24 protein-coding genes are annotated in these 23,571 nt (G+C 72.6%); 13 read left to right on the top strand and 11 right to left on the bottom strand.

Annotation, left to right across the window (positions count from 1 at the left end):
• Positions 1-24 precede the first annotated feature (24 nt).
• The 4 genes from AB0I15_RS26320 to AB0I15_RS26335 all read right to left on the bottom strand — a co-directional run bounded on the left by AB0I15_RS26320 (position 25) and on the right by AB0I15_RS26335 (position 4,057).
• Positions 25-705 (bottom strand): ABC transporter ATP-binding protein, encoded by a 681-nt coding sequence (locus AB0I15_RS26320; RefSeq protein ID WP_358100674.1) that lies wholly within the window; start codon positions 703-705, stop codon positions 25-27.
• The gene (locus tag AB0I15_RS26325; protein ID WP_358100677.1) at positions 681-1,505 is read right to left on the bottom strand and encodes an ABC transporter permease; all 825 of its coding nucleotides are present in this window, start codon (positions 1,503-1,505) and stop codon (positions 681-683) included. The genes AB0I15_RS26320 and AB0I15_RS26325 overlap by 25 nt, the downstream gene beginning before the upstream one ends.
• On the bottom strand, positions 1,502-2,548 hold the full coding sequence (locus tag AB0I15_RS26330) for an ABC transporter substrate-binding protein (protein ID WP_358100680.1): 1,047 nt from the start codon (positions 2,546-2,548) through the stop codon (positions 1,502-1,504). Before AB0I15_RS26330 ends, AB0I15_RS26325 begins: the two co-directional genes overlap by 4 nt.
• A 231-nt stretch (positions 2,549-2,779) precedes the next feature.
• Positions 2,780-4,057 (bottom strand): nucleotide disphospho-sugar-binding domain-containing protein, encoded by a 1,278-nt coding sequence (locus AB0I15_RS26335; RefSeq protein ID WP_358100683.1) that lies wholly within the window; start codon positions 4,055-4,057, stop codon positions 2,780-2,782.
• Between the two features lie 271 nt (positions 4,058-4,328).
• Between AB0I15_RS26335 and AB0I15_RS26340 the strand changes: the two genes are divergently transcribed.
• Positions 4,329-4,883, top strand: a complete 555-nt coding sequence (locus AB0I15_RS26340) for a GNAT family N-acetyltransferase (protein ID WP_358100686.1) — start codon at positions 4,329-4,331, stop codon at positions 4,881-4,883.
• Positions 4,884-4,944: 61 nt separating this feature from the next.
• Here AB0I15_RS26340 and AB0I15_RS26345 read toward each other — a convergent pair whose 3' ends face one another.
• Positions 4,945-5,955, bottom strand: coding sequence for a serine hydrolase domain-containing protein (locus tag AB0I15_RS26345; RefSeq protein WP_358100689.1), 1,011 nt, complete (start codon positions 5,953-5,955; stop codon positions 4,945-4,947).
• A 129-nt stretch (positions 5,956-6,084) separates the two neighbouring features.
• On the opposite strand from AB0I15_RS26345, the gene AB0I15_RS26350 reads away from it, so the two are divergent.
• From AB0I15_RS26350 to AB0I15_RS26380, 7 genes are all read left to right on the top strand, one after another.
• Complete coding sequence (locus tag AB0I15_RS26350) at positions 6,085-6,636, top strand: Chromate resistance protein ChrB (RefSeq protein ID WP_358100692.1); 552 nt, start codon at positions 6,085-6,087, stop codon at positions 6,634-6,636.
• Positions 6,633-7,847, top strand: a complete 1,215-nt coding sequence (locus AB0I15_RS26355) for an MFS transporter (protein WP_358100695.1) — start codon at positions 6,633-6,635, stop codon at positions 7,845-7,847. The genes AB0I15_RS26350 and AB0I15_RS26355 overlap by 4 nt, the downstream gene beginning before the upstream one ends.
• 275 nt (positions 7,848-8,122) lie before the next feature.
• On the top strand, positions 8,123-8,821 hold the full coding sequence (locus tag AB0I15_RS26360) for a class I SAM-dependent methyltransferase (RefSeq protein WP_358100698.1): 699 nt from the start codon (positions 8,123-8,125) through the stop codon (positions 8,819-8,821).
• 59 nt (positions 8,822-8,880) lie between these two features.
• Entirely contained in the window at positions 8,881-9,651 is a 771-nt protein-coding gene (locus AB0I15_RS26365) for a hypothetical protein (protein WP_358100701.1), read from the top strand.
• A complete protein-coding gene (locus AB0I15_RS26370) occupies positions 9,648-10,778 on the top strand; it encodes a hypothetical protein (RefSeq protein WP_358100704.1) in 1,131 nt (376 codons plus the stop codon). Before AB0I15_RS26365 ends, AB0I15_RS26370 begins: the two co-directional genes overlap by 4 nt.
• Positions 10,779-10,818: 40 nt before the next feature.
• Positions 10,819-12,246 carry a hypothetical protein gene (locus tag AB0I15_RS26375; protein ID WP_358100707.1) on the top strand — a complete coding sequence of 476 codons (1,428 nt, stop codon included), beginning with the start codon at positions 10,819-10,821 and terminating at the stop codon, positions 12,244-12,246.
• Positions 12,243-13,520 carry an AAA family ATPase gene (locus AB0I15_RS26380; protein ID WP_358100710.1) on the top strand — a complete coding sequence of 426 codons (1,278 nt, stop codon included), beginning with the start codon at positions 12,243-12,245 and terminating at the stop codon, positions 13,518-13,520. Before AB0I15_RS26375 ends, AB0I15_RS26380 begins: the two co-directional genes overlap by 4 nt.
• A 73-nt stretch (positions 13,521-13,593) precedes the next feature.
• Here the strand turns inward: AB0I15_RS26380 and AB0I15_RS26385 are convergent, their stop codons facing one another.
• The gene (locus AB0I15_RS26385) at positions 13,594-14,523 is read right to left on the bottom strand and encodes a GNAT family N-acetyltransferase (RefSeq protein WP_358100712.1); all 930 of its coding nucleotides are present in this window, start codon (positions 14,521-14,523) and stop codon (positions 13,594-13,596) included.
• Between the two features lie 64 nt (positions 14,524-14,587).
• Between AB0I15_RS26385 and AB0I15_RS26390 the strand changes: the two genes are divergently transcribed.
• Entirely contained in the window at positions 14,588-14,908 is a 321-nt protein-coding gene (locus tag AB0I15_RS26390; RefSeq protein WP_358100714.1) for an STAS domain-containing protein, read from the top strand.
• A 22-nt stretch (positions 14,909-14,930) separates the two neighbouring features.
• On the opposite strand, the gene AB0I15_RS26395 is transcribed toward AB0I15_RS26390, so the two are convergent.
• Positions 14,931-16,502: an MDR family MFS transporter gene (locus tag AB0I15_RS26395; protein ID WP_358100716.1), complete on the bottom strand. Its 1,572-nt coding sequence runs from the start codon at positions 16,500-16,502 to the stop codon at positions 14,931-14,933.
• Between the two features lie 98 nt (positions 16,503-16,600).
• Here AB0I15_RS26395 and AB0I15_RS26400 point away from each other — a divergent pair, with 98 nt between their 5' ends.
• Positions 16,601-17,146, top strand: a complete 546-nt coding sequence (locus AB0I15_RS26400; protein WP_358100718.1) for a helix-turn-helix domain-containing protein — start codon at positions 16,601-16,603, stop codon at positions 17,144-17,146.
• A gap of 97 nt (positions 17,147-17,243) precedes the next feature.
• Complete coding sequence (locus tag AB0I15_RS26405) at positions 17,244-17,666, top strand: ATP-binding protein (protein WP_358100721.1); 423 nt, start codon at positions 17,244-17,246, stop codon at positions 17,664-17,666.
• A gap of 32 nt (positions 17,667-17,698) precedes the next feature.
• Here the strand turns inward: AB0I15_RS26405 and AB0I15_RS26410 are convergent, their stop codons facing one another.
• From AB0I15_RS26410 to AB0I15_RS26420, 3 genes are read right to left on the bottom strand one after another with little or no spacing between them, the layout of a single operon-like run.
• Positions 17,699-18,058 carry a hypothetical protein gene (locus AB0I15_RS26410; RefSeq protein WP_358100723.1) on the bottom strand — a complete coding sequence of 120 codons (360 nt, stop codon included), beginning with the start codon at positions 18,056-18,058 and terminating at the stop codon, positions 17,699-17,701.
• A 58-nt stretch (positions 18,059-18,116) separates the two neighbouring features.
• A complete protein-coding gene (locus AB0I15_RS26415; RefSeq protein ID WP_358100726.1) occupies positions 18,117-19,094 on the bottom strand; it encodes a Ppx/GppA phosphatase family protein in 978 nt (325 codons plus the stop codon).
• Positions 19,095-19,103: 9 nt separating this feature from the next.
• Positions 19,104-20,384 (bottom strand): cytochrome P450, encoded by a 1,281-nt coding sequence (locus tag AB0I15_RS26420; protein ID WP_358100729.1) that lies wholly within the window; start codon positions 20,382-20,384, stop codon positions 19,104-19,106.
• 107 nt (positions 20,385-20,491) lie between these two features.
• Here AB0I15_RS26420 and AB0I15_RS26425 point away from each other — a divergent pair, with 107 nt between their 5' ends.
• Both AB0I15_RS26425 and AB0I15_RS26430 read left to right on the top strand, forming a co-directional pair.
• Positions 20,492-21,427, top strand: a complete 936-nt coding sequence (locus AB0I15_RS26425; protein ID WP_358100732.1) for a formylglycine-generating enzyme family protein — start codon at positions 20,492-20,494, stop codon at positions 21,425-21,427.
• Between the two features lie 4 nt (positions 21,428-21,431).
• Positions 21,432-22,661, top strand: coding sequence for a UDP-N-acetylglucosamine--N-acetylmuramyl-(pentapeptide) pyrophosphoryl-undecaprenol N-acetylglucosamine transferase (locus AB0I15_RS26430; RefSeq protein ID WP_358100735.1), 1,230 nt, complete (start codon positions 21,432-21,434; stop codon positions 22,659-22,661).
• 19 nt (positions 22,662-22,680) lie between these two features.
• Here the strand turns inward: AB0I15_RS26430 and AB0I15_RS26435 are convergent, their stop codons facing one another.
• A complete protein-coding gene (locus tag AB0I15_RS26435; RefSeq protein ID WP_358100738.1) occupies positions 22,681-23,565 on the bottom strand; it encodes a hypothetical protein in 885 nt (294 codons plus the stop codon).
• Between the last annotated feature and the right edge of the window lie 6 nt (positions 23,566-23,571).

Genomic DNA, 23,571 nt, shown 5'->3' on the forward strand with positions numbered 1-23,571 from the left:
AGATGAGAGCCGCCGGGCGGGCCCTCAGGGATCTTCCGTCACCCCCAGCGCCCGCAACAGCTCGGCGCGGGCGTCGCTCCTGTCCGGGCGCACCTCGGCGGCGATCCTGCCGTCGTCGAGCACGAGGACGCGGTCGGCCAGCGCGATGGCCTCGTCCACGTCGTGGGTGACCAGGAGCACGGCGGGGCGGTGCTGCTCGTGCAGGCGGCGCAGCAGCCCGTGCATCTTGAGCCTGGTCAGGGCGTCGAGCGCGCCGAAGGGCTCGTCGGCGAGGAGCAGGCGCGGCTCGCGTACGAGGGACCTGGCCAGCGCCACGCGCTGCTGCTCGCCGCCGGACAGCTCGTTGGGCCAGGCCCGCTCGCGACCCGCCAGCCCGACCTCCGCCAGGCTGTCCAGGCCGCGCCGCTCGGCCCCGTTCAGGCCGAGCACGACGTTGGGGAGCACCCGCTGCCAGGGCAGCAGCCTGGCGTCCTGGAAGACGACCGAGACCTGGTCGGGCACCTCGAGGGTGCCGCTCCCGGCCACGTCGGCGTCCAGCCCGGCCAGCGCCCGCAGCAGCGTGCTCTTGCCGGAGCCGCTGCGGCCCAGCAGCGCCACGAACTCGCCGGGCGCCAGCTCCAGGTCCAGCCCGTCGAGCACGGTACGCCTCCCGTAGCGGCGGGTCAGGCCCTCGACGCGGATCAGCTCGCGAGTGTCCGTCGCCATGACAGCGCCCTCCTTTCCACGAGGCGGACGGCGGCGTCGGAGAACAGGCCGAGCAGGCCGTACAGGACGAGGCCGACGAGGATGACGTCGGTCTGCCCGTACGTGCGGGCCAGGTCCATCATGTAGCCGATGCCGCTGGTCGAGTTGATGAGCTCGGCCACGACCAGGAACAGCCAGGCCGTGGTGACCGCGAAGCGCATGCCGAGCAGGAAGCCGGGCAGTGCCCCCGGCAGGACCACCTTCCTGATGAACGCGCCGCGCCCGAGGTCGACGGTCTCGGCCAGCTCGACGTAGCGGTTGTCGATGCCGCGCAGGCCGTTGTGGGTGTGGATGTAGATCGGCACGAGCACACCGACCGCGATCACGCTCACCTTCATCACCTCGCCGATGCCGAGCCAGAGGATCAGCAGCGGCATCAGCGCGAGCGACGGGATGGCCCGCTTGATCTGGACGGGCCCGTCGATGATGGCCTCGCCCCAGCGGCTGAGCCCGGAGACGAGCGCGAGCAGCGTGCCGAGCGGCACGCCGATCGCCAGGCCGAGCGCGACCCGGCCGACCGAGGTGAACAGGTTGTCCTGCAGCCGGCCGGTCTCGATCAGCTCGCCCGCGGTGGTGATCACGGTCCAGGGCGGGGACAGGAACCGGGGGTCGAGCAGGCCGGTCGCCGAGGCGGCCGTCCAGGAGACGAGCAGCAGGAGCGGGCCCACCAGGAAGCCGAGCCTGATCGGGCGGCCGGGCCGCAGGCGGCGGCGGGCGCGTACGGGGGCGGAGGTGGTGGGCGGGGAGGCGAGCAGCGTCATCGGGCACCACCCTTGACGGCGTCGGCGCCGACGGTCTGGAAGCGCAGGTCGTAGAGGTCCTTGGCGTCGAGCTTGGGGTTACCGGTCTCGGCGGCCAGGATGTCGATGGTCTCCTGGTTGCGGGCGATGGCGTCCGACCAGTCGGCCGGCAGGTCGGGCTCGCCCGCCAGCTCGACCAGATACTGCCCGTCGGCGGCGGTCAGGCCCTGGTCCTTGACGTAGTAGCCGTCGATCCACTCCTTGGGGTGCTCGTAGACCCAGCGGGTGGCCCTGGCCCAGGCCGCGACGTATTCGCGGATGGCGGCGGCCTTGGCGGGGTCCTGGAGGGTGGCCGTCCTGACGTACAGGTGGCCGGGGTCGTCGCGCAGGCCGTGGCGGAGGGTGGTGGCGCCGTCCTTGCCGAACTTGGTGGTGTAGCGCTTGATGTTGACGCCGCCGATCGGGGCCACGTCCACCTGCTTGGAGGCGAGCGCGTTGGGGTAGACGTCGCCGGTGCTCGGCAGTTCGACCAGGGTGACGTCGTCCTTGGTGAGCCCGGCCTGCTTGAGCACCTTGAGCACGAGGGCTCCCTGCGCCTGGCCGGGGCTGTAGGCGATCTTCTTGCCGCGCAGGTCGGCCAGGGTCTTCACGGAGATGCCGGGGGCGATGCCCAGCTCGTACGTGGGGTGGTCGAGCGGGTCCTTGCGGAACTTGGAGGCGACGATCTTGACGGGCAGGCCGGTCCAGGTGGCGTGGATGGCCGGGATCTCCGCGACCGCGCCGACGTCGAGGGCGTCGGCCCTGAACGCCTCGCTGGTCTGCGGCCCGCCGCTGAGGTTGGCCCACTCGATGTCGAACGAGAAGTCGTCGATCTGGCCGGAGAGCTGGAGCGCGACCTTGGTCGGGGGGTCGCCGACGATCAGCTTGGTGCCCTGGGGGACGGAGGCGGGCAGCGGGGCGTCAGCCGCGAGGTTTCCTCGCTCGTCCGGCTCCTGGGCGCACGCGGTCATGAGCGTGAGCAGGAGCGCGGCGAGCGCCGGTCGGAGGAGGCGTGAGGCAGGCATGTGGGTGTGTGTCCTCTGGTCGTCACTGATGCTGCGGGCGGCCGGATGCGGCTCTGGTCAGCGACACTGCGCGCTGGCGACGTGGCCGTGGTCCACGTGCGGGCGCCTGGTCAAGCGGAGGCCCTGGCTCATGACCACGAAGCTACGAGCCTCTGCGCCCTAAGTCAACATTTCCTACCAGATATAAGGGTTTTGTTGCCGTGACGGCAGGACCCCGGCCGGCGCAGGGGCTCAGGCGATGGTGCGGGCGATGGTCTCGTAGGCGTCGTAGCGCAGCGCCGACTCGCGCAGCCGCTTCACGTTCCGCCGGTAGCGCTCGTCGCCGAGCACCGCCGTCACGGCCCGGCGCACGGCGTCCGCGCCGGGGCGGCCGGTGCGCAGGTCGATCCCGGCGCCGCTCCAGGACACGCGGGCGGCGATCTCGGGCTTGTCCTCCGTGGCACCGGCCACGACGAGGGGGACGCCGTGGTGGAGCGCCGCGTGCACGCCGCCGTAGCCGCCGTTGGTGACCAGCGCGTCGGCGTGGGGCAGGAGGCGGTCGAACGGCACGTACGCGGCCACGATCGCGTTGCCGGGCACCGTGCCGCCCAGCGCGGCCCGCACCTCGGCGGGGCCGTCGGCCCGCGCGGTCGCGGCCACCACCAGCGCCTCGGCCCCGGCCAGGCCGCGCAGCGCGGGCACGACGAGCTCGCCCAGGTCCCCGTTGGCCAGCGTGCCCTGGGTGACCACGACGACGGGACGGCCGCCGGACAGCTCTCCCCACCAGGCGGGCGGCTCGAACCCGGCGGCCTCCGGGGGCGGCAGGGGGCCGGCGAAGCGGAAGGAGGCCGGCAGGTCGGCGCGCGGGTACTCGAACTCGGGCACGGTGAGCTGCAGGTAGTGGTCCGGCACGGTGACCGTGGCGTCGTACAGGAAGCCGGGCAGCGTGACCCCCTGCGCCGCGAACACCTTCTCGCAGTGCTCCTGCACGGGCGCGAAGGCCGCGCGCGCCTCGGCGTTCAGCGCCAGGTGCCTCTCACGCCCGCTCGGGTGCAGCCCCATCCCGTACGGCGGCGCGTCCGCGCTGTGCGCCATCACCGGCACGACGCCCAGGCCGACCACCGTCGGCCGCGGCCCCCGCTGCTCGCGCAGCACCAACGGGAACGCGCCCAGGAACAATGCGTCGGCCACCACCGCGCCCGCCGGGAACGTCTCCAGCAGCCCGGCCAGGGCCGCCCACTGTCCGGGCAGGCAGTCGGCGAACACGCGCCGCGCGTAGACCGCGTCCATGCCGGGCCCGGGCTCCACCTCGGCGAACTCCGGGAAATGCGCCGCCATGCGGCGGTCGTCGTAGTCGGCCTCCGGCGGCAGCGCCAGATGCCGCGCCCCCGTGGCGCGGACCCGCTCGGCGAAGCGGGAACCGGTGAGCACGACCACGTCGTGGCCCCGCCGGACCAGGTCGGCGGCGACCGACAGCAGCGGGGTGACGTGACCGTGCAGCGGCGTGGCGCAGACGATGGTCTTCGGCATCGGTGGTCCCCCAGTCGGTGCGGTGCGGTGCGGTGCGGACGTCAAGGCGGCCCAGGTCCCCCGTCGGGCGAAGACCACCCTCACTACCCCCACATTTTGCCCGGACGGCCAGGTGTTGCTAGAGTCCCCGCCGTTGAGCGTGTGACACCAGATGGCGAGGGAGGTCGATGAATATGGCTGCCAGCGGCCGTCTTCAGCCTGCCCTTGTCCGGCCCGCGGCAGCCTAGCGCCGGGGCCGGTCGTTCCTCAGCGACGACCAGGAGTTGTCACCATGTCCTCCAACGCGTCTTTCAACGGGTCCTTCACCCCGTCGTTCAGCATCCCGGAGTCCTCCGTCGTTCCGGAGCTGATCACCGACCGTCTCGTCCTGCGGGCGTGGACCCCCGGTGAGGTCGGCGCCGTCCTCGGCGGCCCGCGCCCGGCGCACTGGGCCGCGGACTTCCCCGCCGAGGGCGATCACGTGATCGCCGGACTGTTCGCCGACCATCCCGCGTGGCTGGGCGTCTACGGCCACCGCCAGATCGTCGAACGGGCCGGCGGCCGGACGGTCGGCTCCATCGGCCTGTTCTGGCCCCCGGCCGACGGCACCCTGGAGATCGGCTACGGCGTCGTCGCCTCCCGGCGGGGCCGCGGCTACGCCTCGGAGGCCACCCGGGCGCTGACCGGGTTCGCCCTGCTGGCGCCGGAGGTCCACACCGTGCACGCCACCGTCGACCCGGCCAACCCGGCCTCGGTCCGCGTCCTGGAGAAGGCCGGCTTCGAGCGCGCGCCCGGCCAGGGCACGGACGGCACGCTCCGCTACCGGCGGACCGGCCCGTTCGCGTAACGGGATCCCGGCCGGATCGGCGGCGTCCTCGCGCCGCCGATCCGGCACCCGTCGCCGGCCGCTACGCGGTGATGAGCCGGCGTTCCTGGGTGATGATCGCCTCGACGTCGAGGTCGTAGTTGCACAGCACGACCGCCACCCAGTCGATGTCCAGGTAGATGCTCCAGTTCGTCGAGCCGCCCGCGACCCCGCCGCCGTGGGAGATGTAGCGCCGGTCGTCGTAGACGGACGCGGTCGGCCCGTAGGCGTGGAAGGCCTCGCCGCGGGCGGGGTCGGCGAGGCCCTCGCGCATGGGGGCGCCGGAGACCTTGGCGTTCACGTACAGCTCGATGTGGGCTCGTTTGAGCAGTTCGTCCTTCTGCAGCGCGAGCGCGAAGCGGACCAGGTCGGGCGCCGTGGAGAAGCCGTTCCCGCCGCCGGAGCCGATGAAGGCGCGCGCCGAGTTGCTCCCCTTCACCGGGCCGGTGCCGCCCTTGTCCAGGTTGCGGACGCCGTCCACCCGCGAGCCGTCCTCCTGCAGCATGTACGGGTGCGCGATGCGCTCGTCGGCCAGCCACTCGGGCCGGGTGTGATAGGCCGACCTGTGCATTCCCGCCACCTTGAAGACGTGCTCGCGGACGTACTCGTGGAAGGGCAGCCCGGAGACCGTGGCCACGAGTTCGCCGAGCACCTCGTACCCCATGCTGGAGTACTCCTTGCCCGTGCCCGGCGTGAAGCGCAGCGTCTGCGTGCGCGCCCGCCGCGCGATGTCCCGCGTCCGCTCCTCGATGCTGGTGAAGACGTGGCCCTCCGACGTGGTGTTGGTGGGGTCGGTCATCCCGCCGGTGTGCGTGAGCAGCCCCTTGATGTAGCGGCCGAAGGCTCCGCCCGGCCGCAGGTCCGCCGGGATCGCGCCGCTGGACCCGCTGGACCCGGTGGACCCGGTGGACTCGGTGGACTCGGTGGACTCGGTGGACCCGGTGGCCGCCTGGGCGGCGCCCGAGGCCGCCGTCACGCCGCTCGCGGCGAAGGGGACGGCACCGAGCAGGCCGAGGGCGGTGCGTCGCGAAGGCCGTGACTCCTGCCGGGTCATGTACGCCTCTTTCCGTCGTCATGTGTTCTCATCTGGTGTGAGCCCGGTCGGGCGCCCACGGTGCAAGCCGAGCGTGTGTTTTCGCAGCGTTTCCGTGGGCGAAATGTAACGCCTGCTACATTTGTCCGCGTGACAGACCGATGGCTCGTCCTCGTGATCAAACTGCCCGCCGAGCCCTCGCGGCACCGGGTGGCGGTCTGGCGGGAGTTGCGCAAGGCCGGCGCGCTCTCGCTGGGCCAGGGCGTGTGGGCGATGCCGGACGTCCCGGCCTTCGCCGACGGCGTACGGCGCGCGATCGAGCTGACGGAGCGGGCCGGGGGCCAGGCCGTGAGCCTGTCCGCCGCCGGGCGCGAGCCGCAGGACGCCGGCCGCTTCGAGGTGATGTTCACCGCCGCGCGCTCGGAGGACTGGGCCGAGTTCCTCTCCGACTGCGCCAAGTTCGATGCGGAGCTCGCCAAGGAGATCCGCATCGCCAAGTTCACGCTGGCCGAGCTGGAGGAAGAGGAGCAGAGCCTGGAGCGGCTGCGGCGCTGGCACCGGGACCTCACGGCCCGCGACGTCTTCGGGGCGCCCGAGGCGGCGCTGGCCGGCGAGCGTCTCAAGGAGTGCACGGCCGCCTGCGAGGACTACGCCGAACGCGTCTTCGCCGCCCTGCACCACAACGACGGGGAGGGCGCATGACCACGGCCCCGAACCCCGACAACGGGGAGGGGCGTGTGACCGGCGCGCCGCGTCGGGCGATGTGGCCGCTCTACGCGGCCGGGTTCACCACCGCGTTCGGGGCGCACGGCATCGCCGCCAACCTGGGCGGCTTCTCCGGTGACGCGATCACCTCCCTGCTGGTGCTCGGGGGGCTGCTCGCCCTGTACGACGGCGCCGAGGTCGTGCTCAAGCCCGTCTTCGGCACCCTCGCCGACCGGATCGGCGCCCGTCCGGTCCTGCTCGGCGGCCTGGTCGCCTTCGCCGCCGCCTCCGCCCTGTACGCGGTCGCCGACAGCCCCGGCTGGCTCTGGGCCGCCCGTCTGGGACAGGGCGCGGCCGCCTCCGCGTTCTCCCCGTCGGCCTCGGCGCTGGTCGCCCGGCTCAACCCGGCCGGACGCCACGGCCGCGCCTTCGGCGGATACGGCTTCGCCAAGTCCGTCGGGTACACGCTGGGCCCGCTCCTGGGCGGCGTACTGGCCTGGGCGGGCGGGCTGCGGCTGCTCTTCGCCGTCATGGCCGTGCTGGGCGGAGCGGTGGCGCTCTGGGCCGCCCTGGCCGTCCCCAGGCTGGAGCCGCTGCCCCGGTCCCGGCAGACGGTGCTCGACCTGGCCCGCCGCCTGTCCTCCCGTGCCTTCCTCGCCCCCACCGCCGCCCTCGCGGGCGCGACCGCCGCGCTGTCGGTCGGGGTCGGCTTCCTGCCCGTCTCCGGCGCGGCGGCGGGCCTCGGCACGGTGGCCACCGGCGCCGCCGTCTCCGTCCTGGCCGCCTGCGGCGCCCTCGTCCAGCCGTACGCCGGGCGCGCCCTCGACGCCGGCCGCCTCACCACCCGCGCCGGCCTGGCGACCGGCCTCGCCATCACCGCCGCCGGCCTCGGCTGCGCCCTGCTGCCCGGTCTGACCGGCCTGCTCTCGGCCGCGGTCCTGATCGGCGCCGGGACGGGCCTGATCACGCCGCTCGGGTTCGCCGCACTGGCCGCCGCCACGCCGCGCGAGCACCTGGGCCAGACCATGGGGTCGGCTGAACTCGGCCGCGAACTCGGCGACGCCGGCGGGCCCCTCCTCGTGGCCGGCGTCGCCACCGCCACCGCCCTCCCGTACGGCTTCGCCGCCCTCGCCGCCCTACTGGCCCTGGCCCCCCTCCTCACCCTCACCACCCACCACCGCACCAAAAGCCCCGACAACCACCACTGACCACGGGCCGGCACCACCCACCCCACCCGGGGGCACTTGGCCGCTGCGGGACCGAGTCGCAGCCGTGCCCGGCCCAGGCGCCCGGCCCAGACGCCCGACCTGTGTGCGCCTGACCGTGGTGGGATCGCCCCGCCTCAACCGCGCGCCCGTGTGCCGGGGCCGATGCGGACGGTCGTTCCGGGCGTGGGGATGGCGGTCTCGAAGGAGGCCGGAGCGGTTGACGACTCGGTGGGTGGGTGCCCGCACTGTCTTGATCGCGGAGTTAGCGTCGAACCATGGCTAACTCAGGCACGGGCCCCGGCCCCATCACCCCGGACGGATCCCCCGTCGAGTTCTACAGCATGCTCAAACCCAACGGCGAGCCCGAGCTCGTCGCCCAGGTGACGCCGCCCGGCGGTTCGGTCCTCGAGCTGGGCGCCGGTGTCGGCCGGGTGACGCACCCGCTCGTCGGGCTGGGCTTCGAGGTGGTGGCCGTGGACGAGTCCGCCGAGATGCTGGAACGGGTGCGGGGCGCGCGCACGGTGCTCGGACGGGTGGAGGAGTTGCGGCTCGGCGAGCGCTTCGACACGGTCATGCTGGCCTCCCAGCTCGTGAACACCGTCCAGGACCAGGCCCGGCGCGCCCTGCTGGCGGCCTGCGCGCGTCACGTCAAACCCGGTGGCGCGGTGCTGATCCAGTGGATGCCCGCCGACGCCCACGACCGGTGGCACGTGGGCATGGGCAGGAGCGACGGCGACGTCACGATCACGATGGCGGCCGTCGAGGAGGTCTCGCCGGGGGTCTTCGAGGCGACCATGCGCTACACGTACGGCGACGACGACAGCGGCGGCGGCAGGGTGTGGACGCAGTCGTTCTCCTCCAAGCGCCTCACCGACGACGATCTCGCCGCCGACCTGGCCGCCGAGGGCCTGCGGCTGCGGCGCTTCCTCACGGACGACCGCACCTGGCTCCTGGCAGCGCCCTTTACGATGTAGATCTTATTACATGTGCTGAAATTACTGGAAAATACTGGGACTGTTGGTACGCTCGCGCCATGAGTGACCGGCTGGACGATCTCGAACGGCGGATCGACGAGCTGCGGGCGGGCGTGCGCAAGGCGATGCGGGTCAGGGACGGCGCGACCGCCCGTGTCCTGCGGGCCGAGCTGCGCAGCGCCGAACGCGCCTGGGACGCCCTCGTGACCGGCGTGCAGCCGAAGGCCAAGGAACACCCGCCGCGGCTGGTCACCGTACGCGAGCAGGTGCACCAGGGGCTGCGGCTGCTGGGGGCGGCCGCGCAGCCGCGGCTGGTCGTGGCCGTGAGCGAGGCGTTCTTCGGCGGCACCATCCGCAGCAACCAGCTCACCAGCCTGCGCAGGGACGAGGAGCGCTCGTTCAGGTCGTCACCCTTCGGCCGGCCCTACTACCTGTGCGCCGCGCTCACCGACCGCCTCTCCCCCGCCCGCGGCCTGCTCACGCTCAGCGCCTGGCCGCTGGAGCGGCGGGTGGTCGGCCCGCTCAGCCCGCGCGTCGACTTCCTGACCTGCGCCATCGCGGTGGCCGAGCAGGAGACGGACGACGATCGGGCGGTCAGGTTATTGGTGAGGATGGCCAGGAACATCCCGGGCGCGACCGACGGCTCGCTGGGCCCGCCCGACCCGGCCCGGGTGGCCGAGGCGGCCCGCGCCGAGCTGCGCGTGCACGCGGAACGCGACACGCGGGATCGCGCCGAGCTGGCAGAACGCGCCGCCGCGCAACTCGGTGACGTCGCCCGGCTGTTCGGCGCCGCTACGCTGAGCACGATCAAGAAGGAGAAGGCGAAGTGAGCGGCTTGAAGCGCGAAGGCGACCACGTGCACCGGCTCGATGCGCTGCGGGGCACGACGCCGCAGCAGCCGCACGACGCCCGCGCCATCGCGGCCCTGGCCGCGAACCCGGGCTGCACCCGCCGGGCGCTCATGGACGGCGCCGGCATCGACAAGGACGCCGCGGCCCAGCACCTGGGGTTCCCGGCGCCGTTCGGGCAGTCGCCGTTCGCGATCACGCGCGGCAACGTGTTCGAGTCGCTGGTCAAGGCCGACGGGTGCGCCGAGCTGCTGCGGATGCTGCGCGAGCTGCTCGGCCTGCCGATCGCCGAGGTGTCCTACCACGACGTGGAGAACGTCGGCGCCCACCTGCGCGCCGCCCACACCCGGGCGCTGATCGACCGGGCCGCGGGCGAGGGCCAGGACGCGGGCACGCTGTACGACCACCCGCTGCTCACCCTGGAGATCGCCGGCCACACCGCCTACCTGGAGCCCGACGTGGTGGCCTTCCAGCTCGGCGGCCGCTTCCACATCGTGGAGATCAAGTCGTTCGCCGTCGTCGACGGGCAGGCCGACCCGGCGGCGGTGGCGGGGGCGGCGCGGCAGGCGGCGGTCTACGTGCTGGCGCTGCGCACGTTGCTCGAGGAGCTGGGGCACGACCCGCTGAAGGTGGCGCACGAGGTGGTGCTGGTCTGCCCGGAGAACTTCGCGAACCGGCCGGTCGCGACCCTGGTCGACGTACGCAAGCAACTCGCCGTCCTGCGCCGTCAGCTCACCCGGATGACCACGCTCGACCGGCTGCTCGAAGGGCTGCCCGACGACCTGACCTTCGACCTGCGGCCCGGCGAGGACGGCCGGCCGACCAGGCCGGTGGCCGAGCTGGCCGACGCGCTGCGCAGGACGACCGCCCGCTACGCCCCCGACTGCCTGTCCACGTGCGACCTGTGCTTCTTCTGCCGCGACGAGGCCCGGCAGGAGGGCGCCTCCGACCTGCTCGGCCGGCAGGTGCGCGACGAGCTGGGCGGGGTGGCCTCGGTGGCCGAGGCCCTGGGCCTGGCCGACGGGACACGCGATCCCGCCGAGGGGCAGGAGGAGATCGCCCGGCTGCTCCGCAACGCCGAACGCCTGCGCAAGGAGTGCCTGAATTGAGCCCTTCGCCGACCGCACGCTCGCCGCGGAGACGTTCGACATGAGCCTGCTCACCTCGCTCGCCCGGCTGCGGGCCCTGGACGAGGGCATCGCGCAGCCCGTCGCGACGGTCAGGCACTGTCATCTGTCCGACCGGCCGATGGTGTTCATCCCGCTCAAGCTGTCCGGCGAGGCCGCCGCGCCGCTGGCCGCGATGCTGGGCACCGAGAAGGACCGGCCGCGCCTGCTCGTGGTGACCCAGCCGCGCAACCGGGACCTGCGCTTCGCCTGGGCGGCCGAGCTGGCCGGGGTGCTGCTGCCGTACGTGGAGACGTTCCTCGGCGACACCGAGACGGTCGAGCGCAAGAACGCCGACCCCTACGAGCGGGCGCTGGACGCCCCGCAGCTCATCGTGCCGAACCAGGCGGGCGTGACCTTCACCCGGCTGCTCGGGCGCTCGACGCGCTTCCGCCGGGCCGACGGGCCCTATCCGGTGCCCGACGTGGTGCCGATGCTGGGGCGGTGGCTGACCTACTTCGGGGAGCGGGCGACGTACCCGGGGTCGTCGATGATGACGGCCGCCACCGAGGAGCTGGGCCGGCACTGGGCCAGCGGGCAGAGCGGGCTCGAGGACGCCAACCTGGCCGCGCTGCTCGCCTGGATCACCACGGGGCCGAGCGACGAGGCCGAGGACCCGCTGATCTGGCCGCCCGCCGGGCCCGCCACCGATCCCGGCTTCGACGCCGAGGTGCTCGCCCCGGCGATCGAGAGCGAGTCGGCCGAGCGCATCACCGAGGCGCTGCGCACCCAGCTCGAACCCACGTGGCGGCTCATGTGGCAGGCGATCGACCTGCTGGCCGCGCTGCCGGAGGGCGCGAGCGTGGCGCAGCGGTGGGAGCAGGACCGCGGCTCGTTCAGCGGCATGGCGGTGCACATCTCCGAGGGCGCGCCGCCGCAGCCCCGGCGCGACGGCGCGATCGCCGCCGCGGCCAAGCTGGCCCGCATGGAACGGGCCCAGGCCGCGTACGACGTGCAGCGCGCCTACGACGACCCCCTGGTCATGGCCGAATACCGGCTGACCGGCGAGGCGTTCGCGGGCGAGGTGATCGAGACCGTGCCCGACAACACCGAGGGCGAGGGCCGCTCGCGCAAGCTGCGCCCGCTCGTGGTGATCAAGACCGACGACCCGGTACGCCTGCCGCCCGGCACCTCACTCGGCACCCCGCAGCGCCGCGGCCAGGGCGCCGAGCTGGTCGACGCGGCCGGCGGGCTCGTCACCCTGAAGATCACCAAGGGCATGGGCCGGGGCAGGACGCCCGCCCCCGGGGCCGTGCCGGAGATCGGCGATCGGGTCTGCTACACGTCGCTGACCGACGACTTCCAGGGCTCCCCCGGCCTGCCCGACTCCGAGGCCACGCCGTGGACCCACGGCGGGCCGCCGCAGGAATACGTGCCCGACGACGAGGACGCGCAAGAGGAGTGGTCGTGACCGACAGCCCCGAGCAGGTCATCAGGAACGTCCTGGCCGACCTGCCCCGGCATCGCGGCGTGGTCGTCGACTCCCCGCCGGGCGCGGGCAAGTCCACCCTCGTGGTGCGGGCCGCCGCCCACATCGCCGCCACCGGCGAGCCGCTGATGATCGTGGCCCAGACCAACGAGCAGGTCGACGACCTGGTGACCAGGATCGCCGACAAGCACCCCCATCTGCGGGTGGGGCGGCTGTCGGCCGGCGGCTACGTGCCCCCGCTGCGCCTGCTGGAGCTGGCGGGCGTCCGGGTCGGCACCCGTATCCAGGACCTGGGCGACCCGGACATCGTCATCGCCACGGCGGACAAGTGGGCCTGGATCAGCGGCCGGGTGTGGCCGTGGGCGATCGTGGACGAGGCGTACCAGATGCGCTCGGACAAGCTGCTGCGGATCGCGGGGCTGTTCGAGCGGGCGCTGTTCGTGGGCGATCCCGGGCAGTTGGACCCGTTCTCGATCGTGGACGGCGACCGCTGGTCGGGGCTGTCGTGGGACCCGCTGCAGAGCGCGGTGTCGGTGCTGCTGCGGCACAACCCGGACCTGCCCGTGCACCGGCTGCCGGTGTCGTGGCGGCTGCCCGCCACGGCGGCGCCGGTGGTGTCGCAGGCGTTCTACCCGTTCACCGGGTTCCGGTCCGGGACCGGGCACGGGGACCGGTGGCTGGAGCTGTCGACGGGCGGCATGGGCACCGTGCACGACCGGGCGCTGGAGGAGGCGGCCCGGTCGGGGTGGGCGCTGCTCGAACTGCCGAACCGGCACACGGTGCGGACCGACGGCGAGGCCGTGCAGGCGGTGGCGCTGCTGGCCGAGCGGCTGCTGCAGCGCGGCGCGACGGCCGGATCGGAGCAGGGCGAGCGGCACGTCACGGCGGACCGGATCGCGGTGGGGGCGGCGCACCGGGACCAGGTGGCGGCCATCCGGGCGGCCGGGCTGCCGCCGGAGATCACCGTGGACACCGCCAACCGGCTCCAGGGCCGCGAGTACGACGTGACGATCGTGCTGCACCCCCTGTCGGGACGCAGGGACGCCACGGCCTTCCACCTGGAGTCGGGACGGCTGTGCGTGCTGGCGTCGCGGCACCGGCACGCGTGCGTGGTGGTGGCCAGGGCCGGGATCGCCGAACTGCTGGACGCCCATCCGTCGGCGGAGCCGGTGCAGCTCGGGGTGCCGGTCAAGTTCCCGGACGGCTGGGAGGCCAACCAGTCGGTGCTGGAACACCTGGCCCGCCACCGGGTGTGACCGCCGCCCAAGACGGCCACGTCAGGGCGCTCCGGGCCCAGGGGCCAGCCAGAGGCGGCCGGGTCGGGGCCGGTCAGAGGCGGCGGCCCCAGATGTCGATGACCATGACGGGGCGCATCCCCGCCGACTCGTACAGCCCGAGGGCCGGGGTGGTGTTGTTGGAGTCGACGTGCAGGATCGTGCCCTTGCGGCCGCGGGCGGCGTCGGCGGCGAAGGCGTGCCGCAGCAGGAACCGCCCGAGCCCGCGCCCCCGGAACTCCGGCGCCACGGCCAGCGTGGCCACGTAGCCGCAGCCCTCGTCGGACAGGAACTGGTTGCTGCCGATCACCACGCCCGCCGCCCGGCCGTCGATCCTGGCGAGCGTGAGCTGGCCCCAGTCGGTGGCGCTCGACGACTGCCGGCGCTCGTACCACTGGTCGTAGGGGGCCGGGACGAAGGCGAAGTGCTGGGCGAACCCCTCCTGGTGCACCTGGTGGGCCTCGCGCCGCACGTCGTCGTCCTCGCCGGTGTGCAGCGTGAGGCCGCCCGGCGGTACGGGCGGGGAGAGCGGGCCGTCGTGGTCGATGCGCATGCGGTGAAAGCTGGTGGCCGGCTCGAAGCCGAGCTCCTCGGCCTTGACCCGCTTGGCCTCGTCGACGCGGTAGACGCCGACGTGCAGGGTGACGCCGTCGTGGCCCCGTTCGGCGGCCAGCTCGCGGGCGCGCCCGATCACGCGCTCCCACAGGCCCTCCGCCAGGCCCTCGACACCGGGGCGGACGATCACCTCGACGTCCACCAGGTCGCTGTCGCCGGTGGCGCAGGCCCAGGCCCAGGCGACGAGCCGGCCCGCGGCGTCGTACGCCAGCCAGCCGTCCTTGTCCCGGTCGAAGCCTGGTTCGACCAGTTCGTCGACGATGTCGTCGAAGGTCGAGTCCGGTCCGCCGATCACCGAGGTGTCGTAAGCGGCGACGAGCTCGTGGATGGCGGCGGCGTCGTCCACGCGCGGCCGGCGGATGTCATGCATGGAGAGAATTGTCGAGAAAAATCGGGCTTTACGCCTCTCATTTTTCGAGGACTAAGCTGGTCCCGTGCTCGACAGGACGCCGCTGCACATCGACATCGCCCAGCGCGACGTGACGACCGTCGCGCTGACACTGAGCGGCGACCTCGATCACGACTCGGTGGCCCAGCTCGCCGCCCTCACCTTCGCCGCCGGCTACAGCCGGATCGACGTCGACCTGTCGGCGCTCAGCTTCGTCGACTCCTCCGGCCTGGCCGCCCTCATGCGCCTGCAGCAGCAGGCCGCGGGGGTCAACGCCGTGGTGCACGTGGTGGCGTTGACGCCCTACCTGCGCGGCCTGTTCACGATGACCGCCCTCGATCAGCTCTTCACCCTGCCGCCGCTGTGACGGCGGCCGGCGTGGGCGCCGCTCAGCCCGCCGCCGGTGTGACCGCCTTCTCCGGCGCGGCGTCCATGGGACCGGCGCCGCGCAGCGGGATCTCCTTGACGAACGCCGCCAGCACCGGCACCACGACCGCGAACGCGATCGCCCACCAGAACACCCCGGAGATCGAGGTCGCCAGCGACTCCAGCAGCCCGGTGCGCATCTGGGCCGGCATCTGCGCGACGGTGGCGGCGTCCATCCGGGCGCCGGTCGTGGCCAGCCCCTCCGCCGCCTCCGCGCCGAACCGGCCGCTCAGCTCGGACAGGAGGTGGTTGTTGAAGATCGCCCCGAACAGCGAGACGCCGAACGAGCCGCCGATCGACCGGAAGAACGTGGCCGCGCTGCTGGAGACGCCCAGGTCCTTCTGCTCCACGCTGTTCTGCGCGATGAGCATCGTGGTCTGCATGAGGAAGCCCATGCCGAGGCCGAGCACCGCGATGTAGACACCGGTCAGCCAGGACGGCGTGCCGACGTCCATGGTGGACAGCAGCCACATGCCGACGGCCATGCCGACGCCGCCGATGATCGGGTAGATCTTGTACTTGCCCGTGCTGGTGATGGCCTTGCCCACGAACAGCGACACCACCATGGCGGCGCCCATCATGGGCAGCAGCAGCAGGCCGGAGTTGGTGGCCGAGGCCCCCTGCACCATCTGCTGGAACAGCGGCAGGAAGTTGATCGCGCCGAACATGGCGAACCCGAGCAGGAAGCCGATGATCGAGATCAGCGTGAAGTTGCGGTTGCCGAAGAGCTGCAGCGGCATGATCGGCTCGACCGCCTTGCGCTCGACCATGATGAACGCGACCAGCGTGACCACGGCGAGCGCGGCCAGGCTGAGGATCTGCCACGAGCCCCAGGTGTACTGGTTGCCGCCCCAGGTGGTGATGAGCACCATGGCGGTGATGCTGACCGACAGCAGGATCGCGCCCGCCCAGTCGATGCGGACCTTGTTGTGCAGCTTCGGCAGGTGCAGCTTCATCACGAGCAGGACCAGCGCGACCGCGCCGACGGGCAGGTTCACGTAGAAGGCCCAGCGCCAGTCGAGGTGGTCGGTGATGAAGCCGCCGACCAGGGGGCCGGCGATCATCGCCAGCGACATGACGCCGGCCATGATGCCCTGGTACTGGCCCCGCTCCCGGGGCGGCACCAGGTCGCCGATGATCGCCATGACGTTCACCATGAGGCCGCCCGCGCCCAGCCCCTGCACCGCGCGGAACGCGATCAGCTCGGCCATGCCGCCCTCGGGGCCGCCGAACAGCTCGGAGCCGGCCATGCCGCAGAGCACGGAGCCGATCATGAAGATGACGATCGAGATGATGAAGATGTTCTTGCGGCCGTACAGGTCGCCGATCTTGCCCCAGATCGGGGTCGAGACGGTCGTGCCCAGCACGTACGCGGTGACGACCCACGACAGATGCGTCAGACCGCCTAATTCCCCCACGATGCGCGGCATGGCCGTGCCCACGATCATGTTGTCCAGCATGGCCAGCACCATCGCCAGCATCAGGCCGGGCAGGACGACCATGACCTCACGGCGTCGTCCGACTGCCTCCGCCACGACACACCCCCCATGTCACTCTTGCTTACTTGCCGACCGGCAAGCGTAGAATAAGCTAGATACTTACTTGCCGGCCGTCAAGTCGAAATAGGTGGGAAGTGCGGGAAGACACCCGAACCCGGATCCAGGAGATCGCGCTGCGTCTCTTCACCGAGCAGGGTTACGAGGCGACCTCGCTACGGGAGATCGCCGAGGAGCTCGGGGTGACGAAGGCGGCTCTCTACTACCACTTCAAGACCAAGGACGACATCGTCGCCAGCCTGGTCGACATGCGGCTGGCCGAGCTCGGCGAGCTGCTCGCCTGGCTCAGGAGCCGGCCCAAGACGCCGGAGACGCGGCGCGAGCTCGTCGAGCGCTACGCCGCGCAGGTCCGCGAGACCCGGCATCTGGGGATCGAGCGGTTCATGCAGCGCAACCAGACCGCGCTGCGCGACCACCCCACGCTCATCAAGATCCGCGACCGGATGATGGAGCTCACGACGGAGATGAGCCCGCCCGGGGCCACGCCCGCCGAGCGCATCAGCCACTCCCTGGCGCTGTTCGCCATGCACGCGGGCAAATGGCTGATGAAGGACGACGAGCTCAGCGAAGAGGAGATCCACAAGGCGTGCCTGGAGGTGGCCGCCCGGCTACTGGAGCCATAGCTTTTCGGACCCCGGGCCCCGAAATGGACGATTGGGACAGCGCATTCGGGGCAGAAGGCTGCCACGCATCCAACCGGGAGGAGAAGCAGTGGAGGCTATGATAGCGCTCCGACTGCCCAGGGATGCGGCGAGCGTCCCGCTGATCAGGCAGATGCTGGACGGCACGCTGCGGTCGCTCGGCGTCGAGCCGCAGGTCCGTGACGACATCGAGCTCATGCTCACCGAGGCGTGCTCCAACGTGATCAGGCACGCGGTGCCGAGCGATGATTACATGGTCAGCGCCACCGTCCACGACGACATGTGCTTCATCAAGGTGGTCGACACGGGCGGCGGATTCCGGCCGGGCGACGTGCCCGAGCCCGACCCGGGCGCGGAGCACGGCCGCGGCCTGCAGATCATGCGCGCGCTCGCCGACGACATCCGCTTCACCAACAGACGGGAGAACGGAGCGGTCGTCTGCCTCGAGAAACGCCTGCGGTACGCGCCGGGAGCGGCCGGGCAGCACCTCATGCACACCTGACCGCATCCCCTATCGAACATGCGGAACGCACACTAGATCCCGGTATGGCGCTCCACCGGCACCCGCCGGTGGAGCCGGGATCGGTGGAGGTCGCCACCGGAACGCTCGCGATCCCTGGGGCGTGCGCCGCCGAGCGTGAAGCGGCGGCGCACGCGGGGCTTCACCCCGCTCAGCTCGGCCCGCCGTCGCTCAGGCGCCGTCTCCCCGCTGAGTTTCAGCTCCAGCCGGGCTCGGCGCCGCGTCAGGCGCCTCCAGATCCCACGCCAGTCGGTCAGCGTCCCGGCCAGGGCCAGCAGGGTGATCATGCCGATCACCGCGATGAGGAGCACCGCCAGGACGATGAGGACGAAGACCATCACCAAAGAGCCGATCATGCCGAGCACAGCCACCATTCGGCGGAAAGTGCCCCGCTACCAGGACTTTATTCCAATTTTTTGGGATATATCGAGCTTACTCCGCCCCACCGTTGAGCTGCTCGAGCTGCTCGAACTGGTCGAGCCGCCCCGGCAGGAGGTCGAGCCGGCGCAGAATGACCCCTTCGCGCAGCGCCCACGGGCACACTTCGAGCCGGTCCACCTCGAACAGGTCCATGGCCGCGTCGGCGACCACCGCCCCGGCCGCGAGCTGCGCCGCCCGGCCCTCGGACACGCCGGAGAGCTGGGCCCGCTCCGCGGAGCCCATGGTGGTCAGCTTGACGGCCCAGTCGGCCATGTCTTGGCGGGACAGGGAGCGGGAGACGTACGGGCCGTCGCTGGAGGGGGCCGCCCCGGCGATCCTGGCGAGCTGCTTGAAGGTCTTGGAGGTGGCGACCGCCCGGTCGGGCTGGCCGAACCTGACGACGTCCCCGACGGTGCGGGCGATCTCGGTGCGTACGTGCTTGCGCAGCTTGCGTACCTCGTCCGTGGTGGGCGGGTCGCTGGTGAACCAGTCGCGCGTCAGGCGCCCGGCGCCCAGCGGCAGCGAGACGGCGCGGTCGGGCTCCTCGTCGACCCCGGCGGCGATCTCCAGCGAGCCGCCGCCGATGTCGAAGGCCAGCAGCCGCCCGGACGACCAGCCGAACCACCGCCGCACGGCCAGGAACGTCAGCCGGGCCTCGTCGCGCCCGGACAGCACGTCGATGTGCACGCCGCAGCGCTGGTCGATCTCGGCGAGCACCTGCTCGCCGTTGGCGGCCTCGCGCACGGCGGAGGTGGCGAAGGCCAGCAGGTCCTCCACCCCCTTGTCCTCGGCGAGGTGGACGGCCTCTTCGACGAAGTTGCCGAGCCGTTCGATCCCCTGCCGGCCCAGGCGGTGGTTCTGGTCGAGGTGCTCGGTGAGGCGCAGGTCGACCTTGTGGGAGTAGGCGGGCATGGGTCGCGCGCCGCGGTGGGCGTCGACGACCAGTAAGTGGACGGTGTTCGAGCCGATGTCCAGCACCCCGAGTCGCATGAGAAAACGCTACCGTTCTGCGGCTTTTACAGCGAAACGGAGCCGGAAGTGGTCGAGCGAGGCGGGCACCGGATCCTCCAACCTGACGGACGGTCTGACTGAGCGCTCACGCAGGAAGGCGCCCAGGAGGGTGGCCGCGGTGTCCAGCACCAGGTCCTGCCCGGCGCAGCGGCCGAAGCCCGCGCTGAACGGCACCCCCGCCCACCCCTCACCTCCGCCGAGCCACAGCTCGGGCCGGTAGGCGTCGCCGGGCTCGGCCCTGTTCACGTAGGGGCTGTAGATGATCGCGGTCGTGCCCTCGGGGAGGTTCCAGCGGGTGGGGCCGGTGGCCTCGCGCAGGATGGCGAGCGTGGTGGGCCAGAGCCGGAGGGACTCCAGCATCGCCGCCCGCAGGTGCTCGCGCTCCAGGGGGCCCGGGTGGGCGGCCAGCAGGGCCAGCGCCCGGTAGGCGCCGATGGCGGCGGCGTCGTAGGCGAACAGCCAGTGCGGCACCTGCCCCTCGGCGTTCACGTCGGCCGGGGCCGGGGTGCGGGCCAGCACGGCGGCCAGGCTGCCCGGCTCGGCCCGCGCCAGGTGCCCGGCCAGCCGGCGGCGGAAGGCGTTGCGCACGTCGGTACGCTGCCCGCGCAGGTAGGACCAGTTGGCGTCGCGGCGCAGCCGGTCGAGCTGGCGGGTGAGCGTGACGTCGTGGCGGGCCCCGTCGCCGAGCACGATGCGGCGCACGATCCGCCAGTGCGCCTCGTGGAAGAGCGGCCAGGTCAGCACCCCCTCGCGGGGCAGCGTGGCCACCTCCTCCGCGACGACCCGGGCGAACCTGCCCGCCTCCTCGCCGGTCGCGGCGGACGGGCCGGTCGCTTCCTCGTCGGTGAACCGGGCGGCCTCCGAGCAGAGCACCCGCTCGTTCAGCGCGCGCCGCCGCTCGCGCAGCTCCGGATCCGGGGTGATCAGCACGGCGTCGGGCTCGAAATGGCCGAGCGCGCCCCGTTTCTCCTTGGTCGCCGGGGAGAAGTCCCGGTCCGCGAGCACCGCCCGTACGTCGTGCGAGGACAGCGGCACCATGGCCCAGCGGCGGCCGGTAACCGGCACCAGCAGCGGCCCGTCGCCGTGCTCGGCCCGCAGCCGGCTCAGCAGCCCGATCGCGCGCCGCTCGGCGCCGGCCAGCGCCGCCAGGCGCGTCATGAGCGGCCGGCGGATGACGGCGCCCTCGGCCAGGGCCGGCAGCACCAGCGTGGTGGCCAGGGCGAGCGTCTGGGCGGCCGTGACCTGGGGTGGCCGCGTGATCGTGGGCATGTCCCAGGGACTACCCTTCCATGGTGTCGTGACACGTTTGGGGGGGATCCTTGACCGCTTGCTGTGGCCCGAGCCGGGAGGCCGCCGACGGGCCGTCCCAGGAGGCCGTGCGGACCGCCGCACAGGGCCCTGTGCGGGACGCCGTCAAAGGCGCCGTGCAGGGCGCCGTGCAGGGCGCCGTGCAGGGCGCCGTGGCGGCTCCTGCGCGGCGGGTGGCGCCGCGTGGGATGGTGCGGGTGCCCGGGGGGACGTTCCTCATGGGCGGGGACGATCCGGACGGCCGGCCGGAGGACGGCGAGGGGCCGGTGCGGGAGGTGCGGCTGGAGCCGTTCCTCATCGATCCGGCGTGCGTGACGAACGCGCAGTTCGCCACGTTCGTCAAGGAGACCGGCTACGAGACCGAGGCCGAGCGGATCGGCTGGTCGTTCGTGTTCCACCAGTTCGCCTCCCGCGGCGTGATGGACGCCTCCGTGCCGGGCGCGTCCTGGTGGGTGGGGGTCGAGGGGGCCACGTGGCGCTCCCCCGAGGGCCCGGGGTCGTCGGTCGGCGACCGGCAGAACCATCCCGTGGTCCACGTGTCGTGGCACGACGCCACCGCGTACGCCGCGTGGGCCGGCAAGCGGCTGCCCACCGAGGCGGAGTGGGAGATGGCCGCCCGCGGCGGCCTGGAGCGGGCGCGCTATCCGTGGGGCGACGAGCTGGCCCCCAAGGGCCGGCAGCGCTGCAACATCTGGCAGGGCCACTTCCCGACGGCGCCGAGCAAGGGGACGATGCCGGTCAAGTCGTTCCAGCCGAACGGCTACGGCCTCTACAACGTCTCGGGCAACGTGTGGGAGTGGACCGCCGACTGGTGGGGCACGGAGTGGCAGCCGTACGCCGACAATCCCGGGGGCCCGGCGGAGGGCACGGCGAAGGTGATCCGCGGCGGCTCGTACATGTGCCATGACTCCTACTGCAACCGCTACCGCGTGGCCGCGCGCACCTCGAACACGCCGGACTCCGCGACCGGGCACACAGGGTTCCGCTGTGCGGCCATACTCTGATCGCATGTCACGAACCCTGCGACTGTTGATCACCGGCGGCGGCACCGGTGGTCACACCTATCCGGCCCTGACGACCCTGTCGGCCGTCCAGCGACGTCAGGTGCCGCACGACGTGCTGTGGGTCGGCACGGCCAACGGCCTTGAGGCCCGGATCACGGCCGAGCACGGCATCCCGTTCAAGGCGATCATCACGGGAAAGCTGCGCCGCCGCCCCAACCTCAAAGAGCTGGGCACCAATGTCGCCGACGTGTTCCGCATCCCGATCGGGGTGTTCCAGGCGGTGGGCCACGCGGCCCGCTACCTGCCCGACGTGGTGCTCTCGACGGGGGGTTACGTGGCGGTGCCCATCGGGGTCGCGGCCAAGCTGATCCGCCGGCCGCTCGTGATGCACGAGCAGACGACCGTGGTGGGGCTGGCCAACCGCATCCTGGCCCGGCTGGCGACCCGGATCGCGCTGTCCCACGAATCCTCGATGGACTACCTGCCCGCCTCCGCCCGCGCGAAGGCGGTGGTGACGGGCAACCCGATCAGGCCCGAGCTGCTGCAGGGCAACCGGGCGGCGGCCTACGACCTGTTCGGGCTGACGTTCGAGGTGCCGCTCATCTACGTGACGGGCGGCGCGCAGGGCAGCAAGCAGATCAACACGCTGATCGCGGAGATCCTGCCGCGGCTGCTGCCGCACGCGCAGATCGTGCACCAGTGCGGGCCCGCGTGGATCGACCAGATGCGGGCCGTGGCCCTCCCCCCCGAGCTGGCCGACCGCTACCATCCGGTGCCGTACGTTGGCTCGGAGCTGGCCGACCTGTTCGCGGCGGCCGACGTGGTGATCTCGCGCAGCGGGGCGGGCACGGTGTCGGAGCTGACGGCCATCGGCAAGCCCTCGGTGCTGATCCCGCTGATCCCGACCGGCGGTGACGAGCAGCGCAAGAACGCCGGCTACCTGGCCTCGGCGGGCGCGGGGCGGGCACTGCTCGAGCCGCATCCGACGGGCGACCAGCTCCTGGCCGAGCTGATGCCGCTGCTGGCCGACCCCGGGCTGCGGCAGGCGATGGGGCAGGCGGCGGCCAAGCTCGGCCGCCTCGACGCGGCCGACGTGCTGTGCGACGTGCTGCTGGAGGCGGCGGGGCACGGGGCTCAAGGGCGGCACGGGGCACAAGGGCGGCACGGGGCACAAGGGCACGGGGTTCAAGGGCCTGGTGGTCAGGGGCAGCACGGAGGTCAGGGCGCGAGGTAGGCGTGCCGCGGCCGGCGGGTCAGGGCTCCAGGTAGCGGAACGCCTCGTGGGCGGAGCTCACGCTCCGCCTCAGCGCCTGCTCCAGCCGGTCGGCGTCGTGGGCCAGCCGTTCCAGCTCCGGTACGGCGAACGTGTCCGCCCCCGTCTCCGCCACCAGTTCCTCGTACTGGTGCAGCCGGCCGCGCAGCTCCTCGATCTGCCGGCGGGCCACGAAGGCCCGCTCGGCGTCGGTGACGTTGGCGGCGTACCGTTCCAGTGCCTCCACGCGCGCCAGCACGGCGTCCTCGCTGCTGTCGAGCGCGCGGGCGAGGGGCTCGGCCACGGCCTCCACCTCGGGGGTGAGGCCCTGCGAGACGGTCTCCCTGTGCTGGGTGCGCAGCGCGGACAGCTTGGCCAGCAACCGGGCGATCTCCCACTCCTGGGCGGGCAGCATGACGGCGTTCCTGACGTCGTCGAGCAGGCCCTCGGCGTTGACCCGGGAGTGGGTCACGGTGTCGATGGCGTGCTGGGCGCGGGCGAGCAGCCTGCCCGCGGACTCGTCGAGGTCCTCGGTGAGGATGTAGCGGCCCTCGTACCAGCGCAGTTGCTCGTAGACCGAGCGCTCGTACGCGTCGTGCTCCTCCTCGGGCAGGTCGTTGCGGACGAACAGCACGATCATCAGGGGGATGCCGAGCAGCACGAGCATGAGCAGGCCGAGGGGGCGGCCGAGGGCCCCCACCCCCAGCAGCAGGCCGAACAGGGCCACCGTCCCGAACGCCGCGGTCACGCGGTAGTGCGTGCCGGTGATGCTTCTGCGCGGCTCGGGGACCCAGCCGCGGCGCATCTTGAGCAGCACCTGGCGGCTTTGCCCGAGCAATTGGGCGTCCTCCGGAGGTACGCCGGGGTCTACCACCACATCCGCCACGAAATC

This window comes from Nonomuraea sp. NPDC050643, assembly GCF_040654715.1.
In the GTDB taxonomy this organism is placed as follows: domain Bacteria; phylum Actinomycetota; class Actinomycetes; order Streptosporangiales; family Streptosporangiaceae; genus Nonomuraea.